General features: G+C 60.5%; 19 protein-coding genes. 6 read left to right on the top strand and 13 right to left on the bottom strand.

Going from position 1 to position 20792, the window contains the following annotated elements; genetic code table 11:
* Window positions 1-189: 189 nt before the first annotated feature.
* The 4 genes from HB630_RS08730 (at window position 190) to HB630_RS08745 (ending at window position 3754) form a co-directional block, all read left to right on the top strand.
* The gene (locus tag HB630_RS08730) at window positions 190-1143 is read left to right on the top strand and encodes a 2-oxoglutarate and iron-dependent oxygenase domain-containing protein (protein WP_213771779.1); all 954 of its coding nucleotides are present in this window, start codon (window positions 190-192) and stop codon (window positions 1141-1143) included.
* Window positions 1144-1376: 233 nt separating this feature from the next.
* Window positions 1377-1544 (top strand): hypothetical protein, encoded by a 168-nt coding sequence (locus tag HB630_RS08735; RefSeq protein ID WP_213771781.1) that lies wholly within the window; start codon window positions 1377-1379, stop codon window positions 1542-1544.
* Window positions 1545-1957: 413 nt separating this feature from the next.
* Window positions 1958-3238, top strand: a complete 1281-nt coding sequence (locus HB630_RS08740; RefSeq protein ID WP_213771783.1) for an MFS transporter — start codon at window positions 1958-1960, stop codon at window positions 3236-3238.
* A gap of 213 nt (window positions 3239-3451) precedes the next feature.
* A complete protein-coding gene (locus tag HB630_RS08745; RefSeq protein ID WP_249780728.1) occupies window positions 3452-3754 on the top strand; it encodes a carboxymuconolactone decarboxylase family protein in 303 nt (100 codons plus the stop codon).
* Between the two features lie 220 nt (window positions 3755-3974).
* Here HB630_RS08745 and HB630_RS08750 read toward each other — a convergent pair whose 3' ends face one another.
* The 10 genes from HB630_RS08750 to HB630_RS08795 all read right to left on the bottom strand — a co-directional run bounded on the left by HB630_RS08750 (window position 3975) and on the right by HB630_RS08795 (window position 14693).
* Entirely contained in the window at window positions 3975-4568 is a 594-nt protein-coding gene (locus tag HB630_RS08750) for an NAD(P)H-dependent oxidoreductase (RefSeq protein WP_213771787.1), read from the bottom strand.
* Between the two features lie 253 nt (window positions 4569-4821).
* On the bottom strand, window positions 4822-5730 hold the full coding sequence (locus HB630_RS08755) for a DMT family transporter (protein WP_213771789.1): 909 nt from the start codon (window positions 5728-5730) through the stop codon (window positions 4822-4824).
* 37 nt (window positions 5731-5767) lie between these two features.
* Window positions 5768-6766, bottom strand: a complete 999-nt coding sequence (locus HB630_RS08760) for a 2-hydroxyacid dehydrogenase (protein ID WP_213771791.1) — start codon at window positions 6764-6766, stop codon at window positions 5768-5770.
* A gap of 137 nt (window positions 6767-6903) precedes the next feature.
* A complete protein-coding gene (locus tag HB630_RS08765; protein WP_213771793.1) occupies window positions 6904-7572 on the bottom strand; it encodes a helix-turn-helix domain-containing protein in 669 nt (222 codons plus the stop codon).
* A 170-nt stretch (window positions 7573-7742) separates the two neighbouring features.
* A complete protein-coding gene (cofC, locus tag HB630_RS08770; RefSeq protein WP_213771794.1) occupies window positions 7743-8369 on the bottom strand; it encodes a 2-phospho-L-lactate guanylyltransferase in 627 nt (208 codons plus the stop codon).
* Window positions 8366-9331 (bottom strand): 2-phospho-L-lactate transferase, encoded by a 966-nt coding sequence (cofD, locus tag HB630_RS08775; protein WP_213771796.1) that lies wholly within the window; start codon window positions 9329-9331, stop codon window positions 8366-8368. The genes cofC and cofD overlap by 4 nt, the downstream gene beginning before the upstream one ends.
* A complete protein-coding gene (cofE, locus tag HB630_RS08780) occupies window positions 9328-10056 on the bottom strand; it encodes a coenzyme F420-0:L-glutamate ligase (protein WP_249780730.1) in 729 nt (242 codons plus the stop codon). The genes cofD and cofE overlap by 4 nt, the downstream gene beginning before the upstream one ends.
* Before the next feature lie 186 nt (window positions 10057-10242).
* Window positions 10243-10920 (bottom strand): NADPH-dependent F420 reductase, encoded by a 678-nt coding sequence (gene npdG / locus HB630_RS08785; protein ID WP_213771800.1) that lies wholly within the window; start codon window positions 10918-10920, stop codon window positions 10243-10245.
* 19 nt (window positions 10921-10939) lie between these two features.
* Entirely contained in the window at window positions 10940-13366 is a 2427-nt protein-coding gene (cofH, locus tag HB630_RS08790; protein ID WP_213771803.1) for a 5-amino-6-(D-ribitylamino)uracil--L-tyrosine 4-hydroxyphenyl transferase CofH, read from the bottom strand.
* 64 nt (window positions 13367-13430) lie between these two features.
* On the bottom strand, window positions 13431-14693 hold the full coding sequence (locus tag HB630_RS08795; protein WP_213771805.1) for a pyridoxal-phosphate dependent enzyme: 1263 nt from the start codon (window positions 14691-14693) through the stop codon (window positions 13431-13433).
* 47 nt (window positions 14694-14740) lie between these two features.
* Between HB630_RS08795 and HB630_RS28755 the strand changes: the two genes are divergently transcribed.
* Window positions 14741-15670, top strand: a complete 930-nt coding sequence (locus tag HB630_RS28755; RefSeq protein WP_213771807.1) for an IclR family transcriptional regulator — start codon at window positions 14741-14743, stop codon at window positions 15668-15670.
* Window positions 15671-16142: 472 nt separating this feature from the next.
* Window positions 16143-17093 carry a tripartite tricarboxylate transporter substrate binding protein gene (locus HB630_RS08805; RefSeq protein WP_213771809.1) on the top strand — a complete coding sequence of 317 codons (951 nt, stop codon included), beginning with the start codon at window positions 16143-16145 and terminating at the stop codon, window positions 17091-17093.
* 105 nt (window positions 17094-17198) lie between these two features.
* Here the strand turns inward: HB630_RS08805 and HB630_RS08810 are convergent, their stop codons facing one another.
* The 3 genes from HB630_RS08810 to HB630_RS08820 are packed head-to-tail and all read right to left on the bottom strand — an operon-like array spanning window position 17199 to window position 20640.
* The gene (locus HB630_RS08810) at window positions 17199-18386 is read right to left on the bottom strand and encodes an alanine racemase (protein WP_276571595.1); all 1188 of its coding nucleotides are present in this window, start codon (window positions 18384-18386) and stop codon (window positions 17199-17201) included.
* Between the two features lie 14 nt (window positions 18387-18400).
* Window positions 18401-19402 (bottom strand): LLM class flavin-dependent oxidoreductase, encoded by a 1002-nt coding sequence (locus HB630_RS08815; RefSeq protein ID WP_213771813.1) that lies wholly within the window; start codon window positions 19400-19402, stop codon window positions 18401-18403.
* 53 nt (window positions 19403-19455) lie between these two features.
* Window positions 19456-20640, bottom strand: coding sequence for a Xaa-Pro peptidase family protein (locus HB630_RS08820; RefSeq protein ID WP_249780732.1), 1185 nt, complete (start codon window positions 20638-20640; stop codon window positions 19456-19458).
* Window positions 20641-20792: the final 152 nt, after the last annotated feature.

Raw genomic sequence — 20792 nt, forward strand, 5'->3', positions numbered from 1 at the left:
GCGATATGATTGCTGGAAAAAGCGCGGGCAGTTCGCGACGATAGACGACCGCCCGGCAACAGGATCCCGGACATGATGGCGCAACATGCCGGGCGTTTCGGCGTCCTGTCGATGACCGGCAAGCCCCGGCTCTGAGAAGTCGGGGCATGGATATTGCTTGGTGATCGGCGATCATCGAAGGAGATGCATATGAGCGCCATTCCCGTGATTGATATCGCAGCTCTGATCGACGGCTCGCCGGAACAGGCACGGGCCGTCGCAGCGGCCCTGGGCCGTGCCTGCCGGGAGGTCGGTTTCTTTTATATCACGGGGCATGGCGTTCCACCGGCGTTGCGGGCTAGCGTCTTCGATCATTCGGCTGCGTTCTTCACCGGGCCGGCTTCGATCCGGGAAGCGGCTTCGTTCAGCGGCCCCGGCGGCAATCGCGGTTACATACGACTTGGCGGCGAAGCGCTTGATCCGGACAAGCCTGCCGACGTCAAGGAAGCCTTCAACATCGGCCTCGAACTCGCGTCCGACGATCCGGAGCTGCTTGCCCGTGTGCCGTTTCGCGCGGCCAATTTGTGGCCGGATGTGCCGGGCTTTCGCGAGACGATGCTCGACTATTTCAACCGGGTCTGGCGATTGGGGCGCGATCTGCATCGTGGATTTGCGCTCGACCTCGGCCTCGATCCCGATTTCTTCGAGGCCAGGCTCGACAAGCCGATCGCCACCCTGCGCTTGCTTCATTACCCTCCAGTGACGGGGACCTTGTCCGACGGACAACTCGGCGCGGGCGTTCATACCGATTATGGCAACGTCACGCTGCTCGCGACCGATGCCATCGGCGGCCTGATGGTGCAGGACCGCTCCGGCCGCTGGCTTGACGCGCCGGTCATACCCGATGCCTTCGTCTGCAACATCGGCGATTGCCTGATGCGATGGTCGAACGACGTCTACGTTTCGACGCCGCACAAGGTCGTCAGCCCGCCGGGCGCCGATCGCTACTCCGTCGCCTTCTTCCTCGATCCCAATCCGGACGCGATGGTGGCCTGTTTGCCGACCTGCATCAGCCCGGAACGCCCGGCCAAATACGCCCCGATCACCGGCGCCGAGTTCCTTCGCTCGCGACTCGAGCCGACCTATGCCGCCAAGGCGAGTTGAAGGGCGGCACGGATAACGCAGGCCGTCGATCCGTGCGAATTTTCCGAAGCTAAAGCGTGATAAGTGGATGGCATCGGAAGTTCACCTCTCCCATCGCGACAGGCGAATGGAACATGCGGGAAAATCGATTCAACCAAAAACCGTCCTGCTTTAGCGCGAAAAATTGATCTCGCTCAACACCGGCCATGATCAAGAGCCTTTACATTCCAAGGATCGGAATGGAGGAGCGGAACATGATCAATAGCCAGCCGAAAAAAGCCATTCGAAAAGATTCCAAGAATATTGACATTCTTGCCGAGGCAGAACGTCCTGACACAGGCAAGGAACGTGCGACTGAGGATGCGCTTGAAGACGATGACGTGCGCGAGGCATTAAAGCGCCTCCATAAGTATGAAAAATGATGGCGATATCTTATTGTCATCAAACCTTTTGATCCGCTGAATTGTTATTTTCTGAATTATAAATTGGCGGTCTTTGTCGCTGACATTTCATTGTTCGTGGCTCCAATCAAGACATAGCAACAACGATATACGGGCGAATGCACCTCATCCGCTGCCATGCGGGGGTCGAAATTCGACCGCGCACCGATGATCGGCGACGTCAACATCGATGTCCTGCTGCAACGCGGCAGCGTTGAACCGAATTCACCCGGAATATCTCCAATTTGACGAAAGAGATCTCGCTCTGCCCCAGAGAGAGTGAATTACGCGCCGGCAACTCGCGGAATCGATAGCGGCTTGAGATAAATCAAGACCCGCCCCTACGCTCCCCATAGGCTTAATAGATCGAACAACGCCCAAATGGGAGCTTAGTAATGTCTATTCAGGCTGTTTCAACGGCAGCGGCCCAGCGAAAGACGCCTGTGATCAGCGGCTTTCATTTTGCGTTTGTGGCTGCGTGGCTTTTCTGTTTGCTGTTCTACTTCATGCAATATGCGGTGCGCTCGGCGCCCAGCGTGATGCTGCCGGAACTCACCACGGCATTCGGGCTGACCACCCTTGGGGTCAGCTCTCTTCTCGGACTTTACTATTACACCTACTCGACATTCGCGATTATCGCCGGCGCGTCGCTGGACCGCTGGGGAGCGAAATATTCGATCCCGATCGGCGCGGTTCTGCTCGCTGTCGGAATCGTGATGTTCGGCCTCGGCATTAGCTGGGCCGCCTCCGTAGGCCGTCTTCTGCAGGGCGCGGGCGCGGCGTTCGCGTTCGTCGGAGCCGTCTATCTCGCCACCCACGGTTTTCCGGCACGCTATCTCGCTACTGCGGTAGGCTTTACCCAATGCTTCGGCATGCTGGGCGGATCGGCCGGACAATTCGTTGTCGCGCCTCTCGTTCATGGCCCGATAAACTGGCAACAATTCTGGATCTATGCGGGCATCCTGACGGTGATCATCGCATTTGCGATGCTGTTCGTGACGCCGCGCCAGGATCTCGCCGAACGTTCCAAGACCAGCATTTGGCACATGTTCGATCCATACAAGACGGTGCTGACCAACCCGCAATCCTACCTGTGCGGCATTTGTGCTGGTCTGCTGTTCCTGCCGACAACGGTCGGCGACATGATCTGGGGCGTCTCGTTCCTGCGCGATGGCTGGCATATTGATTATGCCGAGGCGGTCAACCGCGCTTCGATGGTGCCGCTCGGCTGGGTGATCGGCTGTCCGGTGCTGGGCTATATCGCCGACCGCATGGGACGCCGGAAGCCGGTTCTAATGGCGGGAATGGCGATCATGCTCGCCGCCACCCTGGCGATCCTCTATCTGCCCGCCAATTCGCTGCCGCCCTATCTTCTCGGCTTCCTGCTCGGCTTCGGATCCGGTGCGGCGATGATCCCCTACAGCATCATCAAGGAAGTCAATCCGGACGAAGTGAAGGGCAGCGCGACCGGCGCCATCAACTTCATCGTTTTCGTGATGAGTGCATTCGTCGCGCCCGCCTATGGCTGGCTCCTGCAAAAGCTCGCCGGCGGCGGCGCATTGACGCTGGACGTGTTCGTCAAGGGCGGCGTGGTCGGCATCATATCGATCGTCGTTGCCATCATTCTGGCGCTGTTCATCCGGGAAACCGGAACGGCAGTTCGGAAGGCGTCGTAAAGCCGAGCCGTGTAGCGGATTCCCGTCCGCTGCACGGCTTGCCCCCGAGTCGCGATCACAGGGGCGTTTTCGGCAACGACAGGACGCCGCCGCCTCTGCGAGCACTTCAATGAGTCGATATCAAATCCTGAAAAATGAGCATCAAGAAGGACGAGAAAAATGAGCAGTGACTTTCCGGCAAAGTTCCATGATCTGCAAGTTATGCTAGGGAAATTGAGCCGAGAGCTACCGGGGGCAACCGCCGGCTTCGCTCATTTGCACAAGGAAGCCACCGCTCCCGGAACGCTCGGCAGCAAGGTCAAGGAGCTGATGGCGCTGGCTATTGCGGTTGCCATCCATTGCGAGGACTGCATTGCCTATCATGTCCATGATGCGCTGAAAGCGGGCGCCACCCGCGGCGAAGTCCTGGAAACGCTGGGTGTCGCCATCATGATGGGCGGAGGGCCGGCCTTGATGTATGCCTGCGAAGCCTTCGAAGCCCTGCAGCAATATGAGGACCAGGCTGCAAAGGCCTGAGTTTCGAACGCCGCCGCGGAGCACTGACGCTTGTTGTCAATGTGCCGCCAGCCTAAGCCTTGCCGAATCGGGCATCCAGGACGATGATGGCGACTGTTTGATGTTAGATGCAAATAGCCCAAGGTCCGTTTCTGATTTCAGAAGCGGACCTCGACGTTTTTCGCAGCAATAAGATGCCAATCGACTCCAGTAAACTTGCAGGCATATTTGGCCGTTTCTATCAGCTGGCGAAATGGGTGCGCGCGCACAATCGAATCCGGGCAAGATGGTCATCGAGCGAGGGTTTCGGCAAATCCGGCTGAATATGATCGAAATGGATATGCTCCAGCAACTCAAAGCCCGACGAGCGAAAGATGTGCTTATCCTGCAGCGCCTCGACGGCATTCCAGCCGCCGCTGTTCGCGAGAACGGACATGGGAGCGCCGGACATGGTCACCAGCACGCACTTCTTTGCAGATAACAGGCCCCGGACGATCCCGCTGTTTGATTCATAGGCAAACCCGCGGGCGAACACGCGGTCGATATAGCCTTTCATCATGGCCGGCATCGATAGCCACCAGAGCGGATAAAATATCGCGAGAACATCGGCGTCGCGAATATCGTCTTGCGCTCTCGACACGTCATTGGCGACGCGCGGCGCCACGTTCGTCGCGTTCAATTCGGCCGCGGTAAGCAGCGGGTCGAACCTGTCGCGATACAGATCTCGAAACTGAAAATCCTGGTTCAATGACTGTAATTCATCCGCATAAGCCCGCGCCAGCGTCATCGTGAAGCTGCTTTCGGAGGGGTGCGAGACAACGATCAGATGTTTCATAAAATTCTCGGGACTCGTCAAATTAGAACTCGTCAATCCGGCCGTGCCAAATTTGACCGGCCTCACGAAGCGGCATGACTTTTCTTTGGATCGTCATCCAGCTCTATGTTTTTGCTTGGCATGATCTTCACGGAGGCGCGTTCCGCGTTTGCCGAGAAAAGCCGGTCTCGGACGATCATTAACATAATAGGATTTTAGCGGATGACGAAATTGATCTGCCGCAACCATGTGAGTGGAATTCGTCGACGCCGAACTAGCGCCCGATGAGGGCGACCCCGGCCGCGACGAGCATGGCGGCACAGCCTTTCTGTATCAGCTCACGGCGGTCCAGGCGCTCCTGTGCGGCGGTCAGGTGAAAAACCGACAGGATGACCGCAAAGGCGAAAACAAACAGCGTGGTCGTGCTGCTGATGGCCTGCACCAGGCTAAGGGGCGCGAGGACGAGCGCATACCGCATCGCCAGCGAGCCAATCAGGTTGATCAGCTCATTAAGAGCATTGATGGAAATGACGAAACCGGGGCTCGATTTGACCAGGCGAAGAAACTGCTGCCTGTCGGACCGGAACGACAGCAGAAACAGCCCAAACAGCGCTTCTCCGGCATACGTCCAGAACGTACTCGGCCAAAATGCCTCATGAATGGCGACGACCTTGAATAACAGCGAACTGATCGAAGCGACCAGACTGCAGGCCAGCATCAGGACAACAAGGCGCGCATTGAATTTCCGTCCTGCCGAGCGTGTGTTGAGCGATGCGACCGCGACGCCGCAAATCGTCAACAGGCCACCCGCCATCTGGGAATGGGATAGGTGTTCATCCAGAATAAAGTAGCCGAGGGCATAGCCGAACAAGGGGCCGGCCTGAAAGAACACCGCGACCAGCGAGGCATCCTCGATCTGCAACGCCCGAAGGTAGAACAGCATGGCTGCCATGTAGAGCGCGCCGGCCGTAACCAGACAGGCCGCGCTGGCGGCATCGATATCGACGACCGTCCTGCTCAGAGACCAGATAATCGGCAACGCCAGCGCGCTGATGCAGGCGGTCAATATCAGGAGGGTGCCGACGTTACTTGTCTTGAAGTACCGCTCGACGAGGTACTTATCCAGATGGGTGGATGCGGCCCATAGAATGGGCCCCAGGAACGACAGCAGCAGCCAGCTCATTTATGCTGAAACCTGTCGCCGTTTGTCCGATATCCCATCACGCGCTTATCAGATTTTCCTGCTTCGGGCGGCCCGCTTCGAAACTGCTGATGTTTTCAAGCGTAATCTCGGCTATTTCAGTCAGTGCTTCCCGGGTGAGAAAAGCCTGATGTCCCGTAATGACAACGTTCGGCATCGTGGTCAGCCTTTCGAAGGCATCGTCCTTGATAATGGTCAGGGATCGATCCGAAAAGAACAAACCGCCCTCTTCCTCGTAAACGTCCATGCCGAAATATTCGAGCCCACTGGCACTCTTCAGGCTGTCGATAACGGCGGCGGTATCGACGACTCCGCCGCGGGCCGTATTGATAAGCATCGAACCGGGCTTCATCAGACCAAGCATTTTCCCGTTGACGAGGTGTCGCGTTTGCGCGGTCAGGGGACAATGCAGCGAGACAATATCCGATTTGGACATCAGCTCGGCGAAATCGACATATCGCACCCCCAGTTCGATACAGTCGGGCTGACGGTACACGTCGTAAGCCAGCATTTCGCACCCGAATCCCTTCATAATTCGCGCCAGCGCGGTCCCGATCTTGCCGGTGCCGACAATGCCTACGGTCTTGCCGGTCATGTTAAATCCGACGAGGCCGTTGAGATCGAAATTGCCCTCGCGCACGCGATTATAGGCCTTGTGAATATGACGGTTCAACGTCAGCATCAACGCCACCGCGTGCTCGGCAATCGCCGACGGCGCATATGCCGGCACCCGCATGACCGAAATGCCGACCTTCCTGGCCGCGTCCAGATCCACATTATTGTAGCCGGCCGACCGCAATGCGATGAGGCGGGTGCCCCCTTCCGCCAGGGCAGCAAGCGTGTCCGCGTCAAGATCATCCGCCGGGAACGTGGAAACGGCAGGAAAGCCCTTCACCATCGATGCCGTTCCGGCATGCAGGCCTTCCTTGAAGAAGACAAGATCGTGGTGAAACCGGGCATTTGCCTGGAGGAGGAAGTCGACTTCGAATTTCTGGTTGCCAAATATCGCGACTTTCATGGGCATCTCGGTTGTGGTTGCGGCTTTTAATCCAAACGGTTCGCAAAGACTGACTTGCCGACGGGAAACAGATTTTTTGCGTGGATGACCGCCTGAATTCGGTTCACGTCCGGGCTAGTTCGTTCCCGCGCGCCGGATCAGGAATTCATACGGTTGAGCGCCGCGCGATCGCGCAGCTCGACACGGCGCGATGCCGGCAAAGCGATCAGACCCGCGTGCTCGAACTGCGTCAGGGTGCGGGAGACGGTTTCGATGGTCAGGCCGAGATAGTCCGCAATATCCCGGCGGCACATCGGCAATTGTACCGTCGTCGCGGTGGCGGCGCGGCGCGCCATTTCAAGGAGAAAGCCGGCAACGCGCTCTTCGGCGGTCTTGATCAGGAGCAGCGCGCGATTCTGAACCCGGGCAAGCTCCTGGCTGGTCAAGGACCAAAGCTGCCGTACCACCGACCGGTCCTGGTCGGCCTGGGCCAACACCGTGCTGCGCTTGATGGCATTGACGTGGGAGTCGGCGATGGCGTCGGCCGACGAGGTATATTCGTCGCCTGCCTCCAGCCCGAAAATGTCGCCCGGGAGATAGAAGGCGCTTATCTGGCGCCGGCCATCGTCCAGAATCTTGTAGGCGCGCACCGCGCCCGAGATGACCTGATAAAAATATTCCGCAGCCTCGTCCTCGCCGTAAATCTCGCTGTTTCTGGCGAACCGCATCACGGTTCCCGTCGGGCCGCGCGGCTCATCGATATTGAACAGCACGTACGGCGGCGCGGCGAAGCGGGCGGGACCGGTTGCGGCAGCGTAGTTCAGCATGGCGGGCTCCTCTGTCAACGAATGTTGTCTGGAACATTGACCAGGACATCCGCCTTGAGAAATTTGGATGTTTTCCCTAGGGGATTTTACGGAGGCTGGCTTATTGCCTTGACCGTCCCAAAATTACCAACGCCTGCCGCATACACTAGAGATTGTATTGCTACCCGGAATTAACCTGCCATATGCATGGTCGCGGCGAACCCGTCTTGCAAATGAGGCAGCCATCGCCAAAGCTGTTCGGGAAGATCGATATCGAACGAGAGCGTGCCGTCGCGAACGGCCCGCAGCGTCAGGCGGGCCTCTTTGGCCAGGCGACAATGGGCCTGGTAACTGTTCGGACCAAATCGAAACTGGAATGTACCGGCCGCCGTCTGCCGTAGAAACAGAAGATTGGTTCCGGTTTCGCTCTCGTCAGGTACAATGACGATATCTCCGGGAGCCGACACGACGGATGAAAGCGAATGAGAGGTGGAAAGCGGCAAGTCGATGGGCATGATCAGCAGGCCCTCCACGTCCGCATGCCGGGCGATGATCGCCGCACGCGCCTCCTCAAGCGCACGATTGAGATCGAGGCTGGAATCGGCAAGGACTGAAGCGCCGTACCGGCCTGCAATTTCGACGGCGTTCGGGTCGGCAGTGACGAGATAGACCTGATCCGGAGCAACAAGAGTGCAGGCCATCGCCAGCGTCCGGCACAGCAGGAATTCGCACAGGGCACGCCGTGCGTGGACATCCAGGGCGGTCGCGAGCCGGGACTTGCCCTGATCGAGACTCTTGCAGGGGATCAGTATAATCACCTGGCTCGGCTCCTGACCGCCTGCAAGAACGCCAGGCAACTCTCCGCGAGGGTCTTTCGATCATCGATCGAGCGCATGACGGTGCCCGTGACATTTGTTGCGATTCCCATCGCCTGGATGTCGGCGGCGTGAAAATCGTCGACCGTGTCGATCACGAGGCCATCGATCAGACCGCGATAATGAGCGGCGACGCTGGCGGCCGAGGGCTGCACGTCGAGTTCCTGCATGATCTTGGCTGCCGGTCCCTTGATCGCCGCCCCCCCAACGATCGGCGATACGGCGATGACCGGCGCGCCGGTAGCCTTGATCCAGCCACGCATCGCCGGCACGGACAGGATCGGATCGATGCTGAGATAGGGATTTGACGGACAAAGGATGATCGCTTCGGGCGCTTCATCGCCCCGCATCGCATCAACGAGCGGATTGAGGCGCGCGGCCGCAGCACCTTCGAACGAAAGACGCTCGACCGGAACATCGCAGCGCAAGCGGACGAAGTAATCCTGGAACGGCAATGCGCGACCGCGGCTATGAATTGTCGTCCGCACCGGGTCGTCCGACATCGGAAGCAGTTGCGATGAAATCCCGAGCGCGCGGCAAAGGTCGGCGGTAATGGCCGTCAACGTATCCCCGGCCCGCAAGCGGCCGGTCCGTATCGCATGGGTGGCGATATCGCGGTCGCCGAGGCGAAACCAGTCCGGACCGCCGAGGCGGGCGACTTGCTCCATGAAGGTCCAGCTCTCTCCGCTCAGCCCCCAGCCCTGTTCCTTGTTGGCGATGCCGGCGAGCGTATACATGACCGTATCGAGGTCGGGCGAGATATGCAGGCCAAGATGTTCGAAGTCGTCTCCGGTGTTGACCACCACGACGAGGCGATCGCCAAGCAATTGCGCAAGACCATCCGCGAGCTTGGCTCCGCCAACGCCGCCGGCCAGCGCCACGATCCGTCGGTTCGACGTGTTCACCTGAACAAATCCTTTTCCTTTGGCCGCACCAAATCCGCAACAGGGCCTTCGCCGGTTTCCGTGACGCCACGAACCAGCACGACCGGCCGGCCCTCGCCGGCCTGTCCCATCATCAATGAAGCTGCCGCCGCCAATTCGTCCGCCCAGCCGACTTCGGTGGTCTCAAGCGGTCGTCCATGAAGATCCGGACGGCCTCTCAAGTCGAGCAGCGTCGGTATACCACTCGCGCCGATCGCCGTACCGATGGTCCCGTTGCGCCAGGCACGGCCAAAACTATCGATGACCAGCACGCCGACATCGACCTTTGTCCGCGTCGATATCTCGCGCCGGATCGCACGCGCAGAGCGATCCGGATCGAGCGGAAGAAGCAGCGCGTGATCCGCGCCGTCGACATTGGAGCGGTCTATTCCGGCATTGGCCATGACGAATCCAAGCCTGTGCTCGACGATCAGAACACCGGGACGCTGCCGAATGACGGCTTTCGATTCCGACAGGATCAGTTCGACGAGCCTTGCATCCTTCTGCACTTCGGCGGCCAATTCGAGGGCGCGCGGCGAAGGGATCACGCCAGCGAGGTCGACAATGCGATTTTCCGCTTTCGAGACGATCTTCTGGGCGATCACGAGAACGTCACCGTCCTGTAACGACCAGCCTGCCTTCCCGATCGACGCAAGAATGATCCCGGCCAGATCTTCGCCTGGCTTGATCAGCGGGACGTCCCGCAACGGCCGTATCCATAAGTCCTGCGAGACCAATGTTGTTTCCTTGCAGAATCAGACCATCCCCGCCCCGACGGTCGGGACGTGGCAACTCCGATTGATCCAAGCCGGCGAGAACGTCAAGCCTTCAAGAACACCACGCCTTGGCGCCCCTTCAGGCAAACGACAGGCAGCGTGCCAAAGAAGGACAGTTCAGGCTTTTTCCTTGACCGGCAAACCGGTGATCCGGATTCCGCTGCCGGGAACCTTGTAGCGCCGATTGATCGCGATCAGCAGCGATGTCAGCGCTTCCGCCGCCGCCGAATTGTCGATCGTTCCGGCATAGATTCCCCGCAACCCGATGGCTTCCACCAATTCGATGATCTTTTCGCAGGCGGCGCCATCATTGCCACACACCAGCACATCGCAATCGACGTCATGACCGAGATCGGCGAGATGATGGGCCGAGACGTTCTGAAACGCCGACACCACGCGCACGCCATCGCCAAGCAAGGCCTGCAACTTCGCGACCGCCGATCCGCCTTCCGGGAGTTGCACCCGGCTGACTTTCGGCGGCACCAGCGGAACGGTGGCGTCGATCAGGATCTTGCCCTGCAAGGCGTCCCGCAACGCTTCGACGGTCTTGACCTGCCCCGCAAAGGGAACGGTCAACAGCACGATCCCGGCTTCAGCGACGGCCTGTGCGTTATCAGCCCCCCGCACGCGCGAATGGCCGATCCGCCCGTTGATCTTATCGGCCGCTTCAGCCGCGCGAACGGCATCACGCGAACCGATCACGACGGAATAACCCGCATGCGCGAACCGCAAGGCCAGTCCGCCGCCCTCGCTTCCGGTGCCGCCAAGCACGGCTATCGTTTCGGGTCCGCTCATTCAGAAAATTCCTTCTTATTCAGGTTGAAAGCGCCGCCGCGCTCGCCGCCGCTCGGGTGTTGATTTCGCCCACGATCATCGGCTGCAAGGGCGGCGCGCCATAGGAGACAGCAACGCGATCCGGCGCGGCGGCGTTGTAGAGCGGCGTGCGCTGCATTGGCGTCCGGCCGCACGTCCGGATAATGTCATCCATCGCCTCGGGCGCAAATTCCTGACCATGCTCGGTGCCCGCCGCGCGCGAAATGCTTTCGTTCATCAGGGTCCCGCCAAGATCGTTGGCACCGGCCGCAAGGCAGGCCTTGATGCCTTCCGGACCCAACTTCACCCAGGAGACCTGGATGTTGGTGATGAGCGGATGCAGCGCAAGACGCGCCACGGCATGCATCAGCACGGTCTCGCGAAACGTCGGGCCCTTGCGGGCGCGGCCGCGGAAATAGAGCGGCGCCTCCATATGGACGAACGGCAGCGGGACAAATTCCGTGAAGCCGCCAGTCTGTTCTTGAAGGTCGCGCAGGCTGAGCAGATGCGTGGCCCATTGCTGCGGCGTATCGATATGGCCGAACATGATGGTCGATGTCGTCCGCAATCCGGCGTCATGCGCGGCAGCTATCACATGCAGCCATTCGGCGGCGCTGAGCTTGTCGGGGCACAGGATGGCGCGCGCGTCATCATCGAGGATTTCGGCCGCGGTTCCCGGCAGCGAACCGAGACCGGCGTCCCTCAGCATCCGCAGGAAACGTTCAACCGGGATGCCAAGCGTCGCGGCGCCGTGGGAAACCTCGAGCGGCGAGAAAGCATGGACGTGAATTCCCGGTGCGCCGGATTTCGCCGCCGCCAGCAAATCGAGATAGGTTTGTCCATTATAGCGCGGATGAATCCCGCCCTGCATGCACACTTCGGTTGCCCCGCGCTCCCAGGCTTCCGCCGCGCGCCGCGCAATTTCTTCATGGTCGACGTCATAGGGCTTGCCGCGCAGATGGTCGGCGCCCTTGCCCTTGGAGAAGGCGCAGAACGTGCAGCGATAGGCGCAGATATTGGTGTAGTTGATGTTGCGGTTGACGACATAGCGCACGATGTCGCCGCTGGTATTAGCACGCAGCGTATCCGCCGTCTCGACGACGGCCTGAAAATCTCCGTCCCGTGCGGAAAACAGCCGCGCAATATCGCCATGGGAAAGCCGTACACTGGAAGCCGCGCGCGCAAGCAAGCGCTCAATGCCGGAATCGACATTGCGCAGGGCGGCCGGCGCCGGCATCGCCGGCGCGCAGGGCAGCCCCGGCGACCAGCGGTCGGCGCGCGCCCATCCCTCCGCGTCGCTGGCGCGCAGCAACGGCGTGCTGAGCGCCGGATCCGTCCACCGCGTCATGTCGCGCAGATAGCGTGGATATAGCGGCAGCCGCGGCAACAGGGTAAGTCCCGCATGCGCCGTGGCATCGCGCAACGTGTCGAGCGCAGGCCACGCCGCTTCGGGATTGACGTGGTCCGGCGTGACCGGCGAAACGCCGCCCCAGTCGTTGATGCCGGCGTTCAGCAATTCGGGAAAGCGCTCGTAACTCAGATTTGGCGGCACCTGGATGCTCATCGCCGGCCCGAGGATCAGCCGCGCGGCCGCGGCAGTCCACAACAGGTCATCGAACGAGGCGCCCGGCACATTGGCCATCCGCGTTCCGGCCTTGGGCTGGAAATTCTGGACGATGACTTCCTGGATATGACCAAACCGCTCATGCAGCGCCTTGATGACCAGCAGGGATTCGATACGGTCCTCGCGTGTCTCGCCGATCCCGATCAGAATGCCGGTCGTGAACGGAATCGCAAGCCGCCCGGCCTCCGCAAGCATCGCAACCCGTGTTTCCGGCACCTTGCCCACGGAGCCGTAATGCGGGCCGCCCTTCTGCAGGAGGCGCATCGAGGTGCTCTCCAGCATGATCCCCTGGGAAACACTGACCTGCCGCAACTTCGCCATTTCATCTGGCGACAGAATGCCGGGATTGACGTGCGGCAACAGCCCGGTCTCGGCAAGCACCTGTCTGCAGGCTTCCGCCAGATAGTCGATCGTACTGGCATAGCCCAGACGATCGAGCTCTTCGCGCACGACGCGGTAGCGCTGCTCCGGCAACTCGCCAAGTGTAAACAGCGCTTCCGTGCATCCCGCAGCGGCGCCCGCGCGCGCGATCGCCAGAACCTCGTCGATCGTCAGGAAAGCCGGCTCTCCCTGGCGCGGCGGATGGGCGAAGGTGCAATACCCGCAAACGTCGCGGCACAGACGCGTCAGCGGAATAAAGACTTTTGGAGAGAACGAGACCAGGCTTCCGTGGCCCTCGGTCCGGAGCGCACAACTACGCTCCATCAAATCGTCGATGGGCAGTTCGTCGATCTCGCGCAGCACGTGCTGCACGGCGTCGTTTTCCGGAAAGAATTCCACCATCTCGCGATACTCGTTTACCATTCAATTCCGGCGACTTGCTGCCGGTATCCTTCGGTCATGTGCGCCGCCCGATCAAGCTTCCAGTTCAAACCGCGAACGCGGCCGGCACGGCCTCACGTAAACGGGAAAATATCTGGTTTACGTCGCCGTCCTCGGTCCGCAGTTCACCCTGCGCCGCAGCCGTTGCCTGCGGATCCTTCAACCCCGAGGCGGTCAGCAACGCAACCACGGTTTCATTCGCACCAATGAGACCTGCTGCCTTCAACTGTGCCACGGCAGCGACTGCGCCCGCGGAAGCCGGCTCGACGTAAAGTCCCTCCAGCCGCGCCAACTTCTGCTGGTATTCCAGGATCGCCTCATTGCTGACCGTAACCGCGGCTCCGCCCGACTTTTTCAGGACATATAACGCCTGGAATGTGCTGCGCGTTGCGGTCGTCGATTTGGCGAGCGTGTCATGCGTCATCGGCATGTCCGGCAGCGCGTCGCCACCGCTGCGTAACGCCGCCCCGAGCGAACCGTAAATTTCCGCGGCCATCATCCGGGGCATCCGGTCAATCCAGCCAAGGGCAAGCATTTCCTCAAAACCGCGCCACATCCCGATCAACGCATCGCCATAGCAAACCGGCAGCACGCAGCAATCCGGAACCCGCCAGTTCAGCGCCTCCACGATTTCGTAAGCGAGCGTCTTGTAGCCTTCGAGACCATAGGGATTGCTGCCCACCACCGGGCCGAAAAACGGCGAAGTCGGAAACCAGCCTAAACGGTCCACCGCATGGCGCATCAGCGGCCAGCGCTGTTCTTTCCGCGGCAGCGAAACCACCGTCGCCCCGTAAACACGCATCTGCGTCAGCAACGGGCCGACCGCCCCGCTGGCCGTAAAGATAATGCATGGAAGGTTGGCTTTGGCCGCATAGGCGGCGACGGCGGCCCCGGCATTTCCGGTCGAACTGGACACGACGGCCGGCGCCCCCATCTTCTTCGCGGTGGAAACCGCGATGCAGGCCAGCCGATCCTTGAACGACCACGTCGGGCTACGCGTCTCGTCCTTGCCGAACACTGCGTCAAGTCCGAGAGATTCGCCGAACGAAGAAAGATGATGCAGCGGCGTGCCGCCCTCGCCCAGGCTGACAGCCTCATGGCTGGCGACAGGCAGGATGTCTCCATAGCGCCAAAGTCCGCGATCAGCGCCCGAGGGCTTGGACCGGGGCCGGAACGGCGCGCCGTCATCATACGCGACGACCAGATTGCTCGGCGCGTCATCCCGGCATTTGGGGCAATCGCCGACGTAATCCCGCACGCCAAAGCGGGAGCTGCAGCGCAGACATCGAAGCCCCACGACCTTTGCCATGCAAACTCCCGCAGGCCGCCCTCGCCGTTTGACAGGACCGCCATCACGTGCCAAATATCGGCACATCGTTCCAATTAATCGGTTTCGAAGAGAACCTTTCCGCCTCAAACTGTCAAGTCGAGGTTGGCGCCCTTGCCGCCCTAACCCAGGAGACGCCCGTGGGCCGAATTGCCGTAGGCAGCGGAGAAAATCAATCGGTTACGCGCGCCATCGAGTTGCTCAACCTGCTCGCCGACTCCGCCGAACCGCTCGGCGTGCGCGATATCGCGCGGCGCATCGACGTCGCTCCGAGCAACGTTCAGAGGCTCATCAATACGCTTACCAAGGCCGGTTTTCTCGAGCAAAGCGAGAGCAACGGACGTTACAAGATCGGCCACCGGGCGTTTCGCGTAGGCAGCGCCTTCGTCGAGCAGAACAACCTCTATTCGGCCGCCATGCCCGAGCTCTATCACCTGGCAAGCCTGCATATCACCGGATTTCTCGGCGTCCTCCGCGACAATATGGTGGTGTACCTCGCCACGGTGCAGAGCGAAGGCCCTGTCGCGGTGACGCACCGGCCGGGTTCCCAGACCTATCTGCATTCGACCGCAATGGGCAAAGCGCTGCTGGCCGAGATGGACGATGCCAGGATCAAGTCCATCCTGACTGCGCGCCCCTTGCCGCGGCTGACACCGAGAACGCAGATCTCCGTGCCCCAATTGCTCAAGGAGATCGAAACCATTCGCCGCACCGGCGTGGCGATCAGCGAAGAAGAGAACCGGTACGGCTTCTTTTCAGCCGGAACCGTTGTCCGTGATTTCAGCGGAACCGCTATTGCCGTTATCAGCGGCGCCGTTCCTGCGGCCCTGATGAAACCGGACGATCGCGCGAAAATCGCCGATCACGTGTATCAAGCCGCGCAGAATACCTCCCTGAAACTGGGAGCGCCCATACGCCGGCGCGAAGCCCCTTACAAGCCGGGCCGCAAAGCGCGGTAGGCGCAGCCGCGGCCAAACACGCCGTCAGGATCTTATAACGGCGCCAGGAGCGCCGGATTCCGCTGTTTGCGCTTCTGTAGGTCTGGCGGCGTTTGCCAGGATCACTTCCACCTTTCGAGCATCACCTCCACTTTTCAGGTGAGGCGCCTTGCGCCTAAATCCGCGCCGCGCTGCCGCATAAATTTGCAAAACGATCCCGACATCGTCGGTGCCGCGACCATCCGACACGATGACGAAACCGCGCCTGCATTGACACCCCTCGCCTGCAATGTCAGCATTAATTAGAACGCTGTGCCGATAATCGGCACAGCGCGCGGCCATGACGACTAACCCTTTCGGTTGGCCCGTGATTTGCTCTGTTGAGGCTACGTTCAATCGCACCACAATGCGGGTTTGAGAGAGGCCAAAGATGTCGTTGTTTGAGAGACGCTCGTCACGTTCGTTCGGCGGGCGAGTGCAGCACGCGAGCAGGATGATTGCGATATCATTCGCGTTGCTTGGCGCCGTATCGCCGCTTCGCGCAGGTGATTATCCCGATCGTCCCATTCAGATTGTTGTCCCGTTTACCGCGGGCGGAAACACCGACACCATCGCGAGGGTTATTGCCGATCAGATGCAGAATTCGCTCAAGCAGCCGGTGATCGTCGTTGATAAGCCCGGAGCCGGCACGAATATCGGCGCGGAATATGTCGCCACCAGCGACCCCGACGGGTACCGGCTGCTCCTGAATGCGCCGGCTTCGTTCGTCGTCAATCAATTCATCTTCGACAGCCTGGGATACGATCCCGACACCGCCTTCACGCCGGTTTGCCTGCCCGCGCGCGTTCCGAACGTACTCGTCGTCCATCCATCGCTGGGCGTGAAAACCATTCAGCAACTGATCGACAAGATCAAAGCCAATCCGGGAATGATCCAATACGCCACGGCCGGAATCGGCACCACCAGCCACCTGTCCGGCGCACTGTTTGCGGAAATGGCGGGATTGGATACGACCGCGGTGCCGTATAAGGGCACCTCGCAATCGGTAACAGATCTGGTCGCCGGTCGCGTCGGATTCACCATCGATAATCTGGGCCCCATCCTGCCGTTCATCGAGTCCGGTCAGTTGATCGCGCTTGGCGTCTCGACCAAGGATCCCGTCGACATCCTTCCCAACGTTCCCCCGATCAACACGGTGCTCAAAGGCTACGAGCTCAGTCCCTGGAACGCGCTGGTGGCGCCGGCGAAAACGCCAGACAATATCATCCATCTGATCGGACGCGAATGCGACCGGATCGTGCATCTCCCCGACGTCGCTGAAAAGATAAAAGCGCTTGGCTCGGATCCCGTTGGCGGTACGCCCGAAGAGCTGGCGGACTTCCTGAAAGCCGAACGGCCCCGATGGGAAGCCGCGATCAAGGCCGCGAAAATCCCGAAGCAATAAGCTAGAGCCCGGTTCTGATTCAATCAGAACCGGGCTCACCTCTTTTGTTTTGACGCGTTATCTTCACGCGAACCGGAAGCCGCCTCGCTCGAAACACCATCGCTATCATCGATGCGTGCGCGATCCGTAACGCGCACCAATCGGCCAGGTCCACATCTGCGCCCCTTCGACGACGTGATAGAATGCGTGCAGATTGACGGTCGGGTCGCAATGGCTCGCGCCCAGCAACACCCTCTGACCGAGCCGGGGCTGCGCGGCTCCCTCGGGAAATGTCAGAATCCCGTGCTCGTCACCGGCGAAGCGATAGATCGCGCCATCGGCCGCGCCGAGGATTTTGCACGGCACAGGCCCGTTCGTTGCCAGGGCCTTGGTTCCCGCATCAACCGTAACCTCATTGACCCGGTTTACTGAAACAACGGTCGCCATCACGAACAGGCTCGGTTCAAACGGCGGACCCGCGCCGGTCTCATCGACAATGCGCGAATAGTCGGCATCCATGAAAACATAAGACCCCACCTGAAGCTCGCTGTAGGGACCGGCGCTGTCCTGAACATGCGTTCCCGTTCCGCTTCCCGTGATGATCGCAGGGCGGAGGTTTATTTCCGCCAGGGCCGCGGCGAAATTCCTGAGTATCAGCGCGGCCTTTTCGGCCGCTGCTCGCCGGGCCAGCGGTTCGGGAATATGCTGAGCGTTGCCCGCAAAACCCTGAATGCCGGCGAACCGAAGTTGGGGATGTGACGCTATGGCGCGAGCCAGGGCTACCCCCTCCGCAATGCCGGTCACCCCGGTACGGGCTTGCCCGACATCGGTATCCACGACCATCGCAAGAGGCGGGTCGCCCGCAGCAACCGCATTGGCGGCGGCACGAACCTGTTCGATGTGATCGATGGCGATGGTGAGCGGGCTCTTGCGATGGAGAGCCGCCAACCGCGCGAACTTGGCGGGATCGACGACCGGCGCGGTCAGCAGCAAATTCGCCAGGCCGGCTGCGGCGAGCATTTCCGCCTCGGCGACTGTCGCGCATGCGATGCCGAGCGCCCCTGCCTCGATCTGCAACCGCGCGATCTCGACCGATTTGTGGGTCTTGGCGTGCGGCCGCAGGCTCACACCTGATCGCCTGGCCATCGCGGCCATCTTCTCGATGTTGCGCCGGAGCGCCGCCAAATCGACGACAAGCGCCGGCGTCTCGACTTCGCGGAGAATGGTATCGAACTGCAGAACGGCTAGCCCCCTTTTATGAGAACCATGATCATTGCACCGCGGTCGGGGCCCAGCCCCCACCGCTTGAACCATGCCGGATGGCAGGCTCACTTGATATGCGGCATGACCTCTTCGGCGAACCAGTGCATCTGCTCGAGCAGTTCGTCCTGCGTATTGACGGCGACCGCCATCGCGGCACAGTGATCGACGCCCATCGCCTTCAGCTGATAGATCTTGTCAATGATCGATTGCGGCGATCCGACGAGGTTCGCAGTGACCTGATAGGCCGGATCGCGGCCGGTATGCGCCAGCGACACGCGATGGGCGACGAGACCGCTCTTCATATAGGTCTGTTCGGCCGCTTCCTGCGTTTTCCCGACCAGCAGGGAGAATTGGGGCGCGATCTCGATTTCCTTCGGATCGCGTCCGACCGCCTCCGCATGCTTGTGCAGCGCCTGGATCCGCTCGGCTACCTCGTGGAACGGCCGCCAGCCGGGAAGCCAGCCCTGTCCGATCTCAGCGGCCCGCTCGACCGCCTTGAGATTGTGGCCGCCGATATAGAGCGGAAACGGGCTCTGCTTCGGCTTCGGAAACATCTCGATGTTCCGGTACGAATAATATTTCCCGCTGAAGGACGACACCTTTTCGGTCGTCAGCTTGTGGAATATCTGGAGCCCCTCTTCCATCATGTCGCCGCGATGGGGATGCGGGTACCGATCGCCGACCCAGGACTCGAATTCCTCCCGATATGCGCCAAGGCCGACCGCCATCATGAACCGTCCGCCGGACATCTGATCGATCGTCGCGATTTGCTTGGTCAAATAGACCGGCTCCCGGTTCGGCATGACCAGGAGCGCGGTGCCGACCCGAAGCTTTGTGGTCGCCTGCGCAATCATCGCCAGCGTGATCAGGACGTCGTAGAAATTCGGCGAATCCTTGAAGTGCTCGCGCACATAGTTCGGCGGCGTAATGTGGTCGTTGCCCCACACCGAGTCATAGCCCAGCTTCTCGGCGAGCTGCGACTGACGCACCAGATCCTGCGGCGCGCAGAAATTCACGGGATAGGCAAGGCCTTCATATCCGGTGGAAAGGCAAATCGAGAACTTCATGGCTTGGGTACTCCTTCAATTCGATCCGGACGGCCGTAAATCGGTGCGATGTTCTAGAGGATTCTCAACCCCGTGGGCAGGGACATCAGCGACTCGGCGCCATCCTTCGTGACCCTGACCATGTCCTCGACCTGCAATCCTGCGAAGCCAAGCTCGTAATAGGGGGTTTCGACGCAGATCACCATGTCTTCCTCGAGAACATCGACCGAGCTCGCGGCGATGTTCGGCGGATCGTATCCATCGACACCGATGCCGTGTCCGACATGGCTGCGCGCGAAATGCGGAATGCCTTCCCGCTGGACCGTGGCGACGATTTCCTGGAACAGATCGGCGACCTTCAAGCCCGGCTTGATGATGTCGTAACCGCGCAGCACGCCCTTTTCGACCGCGGCGTAGTATTTCCTGATCTTCTCTCCCGGATCGCCCAGCGCCGCGCCGCGCGACATGTCGGAACGATAATGGCGGTAGCGGCCGCCGACGTCGAAGCGGATCAGATCGCCCTTCTTCAACTTCCGGTCCGACGGCTGCACGTTGATCATCGCGCTGCGATTGCCGAATCCGATACAGCCGACGACCGGAGCGGCGTCATTCTCGGCGAGATGGGCGTTGAACTTCCGCAACATCTCCCGCTCGGTAACGCCCTCCTTCGCGATCGACAGGGCGGCGTCGATGGCGCCCTCGGTCACCCGGGCGGCGCGCTTCAGTATTTCGATCTCCTGGGGCGTCTTGATCGAACGAACCCGCTCGAACAGCGAAAAACACCGCACGAACTTGATGTCCGGAAACGCGGCGGTCAGCTGCTCCATGCACTGGGGCGTGATGCCCATTTCGTCGATGCCGACCGTTCCGCGCTCGATGCCGCGCTCTTTCATCGCGCTGACCAGCGCGTCGACCGAATCCTTATAGGCCTTGCTGCTGAACAGCCGATGCTGAAGCTCGTCGGCGGCATCGAGCTGGGCGGACTTGTCGGTATCGATCTGGAAGTAGCCGTATCTGCGGATGTCGCTGACCCACGGCATCTGGTCCGGGACCAGATCCAGCAAACCCGAGTTCACGATGATGCAGGGCTGATGGCTGTCGCCTGGGAACAACACATAGGCCTGCGGACCGCGCCGGACCCATTGCGACATCGCCCAAAAGCCGCTGAGATATGTCACGTTCTCCGCGCAGGTCGCGATGACGGCGTCGAACCCGTCCTTCCGCATCAACGCCTTCAGCCGCGGAACATTCGCCAGCATCACCGTAAACCCCCTCGATATCTAGTGTTCTGATAATAGGAACGACGTTTCATTAAATTGGTCCGCGCCGCGTGCTGTGTCAACCAGGAAGGAAAATTGACACCCGAATTTCGCGGTGTCATGTTGGATCGAAACATCGTTCTGATTATCGG

The organism is Bradyrhizobium sp. dw_78 (assembly GCF_018449525.1).
Lineage (GTDB): Bacteria > Pseudomonadota > Alphaproteobacteria > Rhizobiales > Xanthobacteraceae > Bradyrhizobium.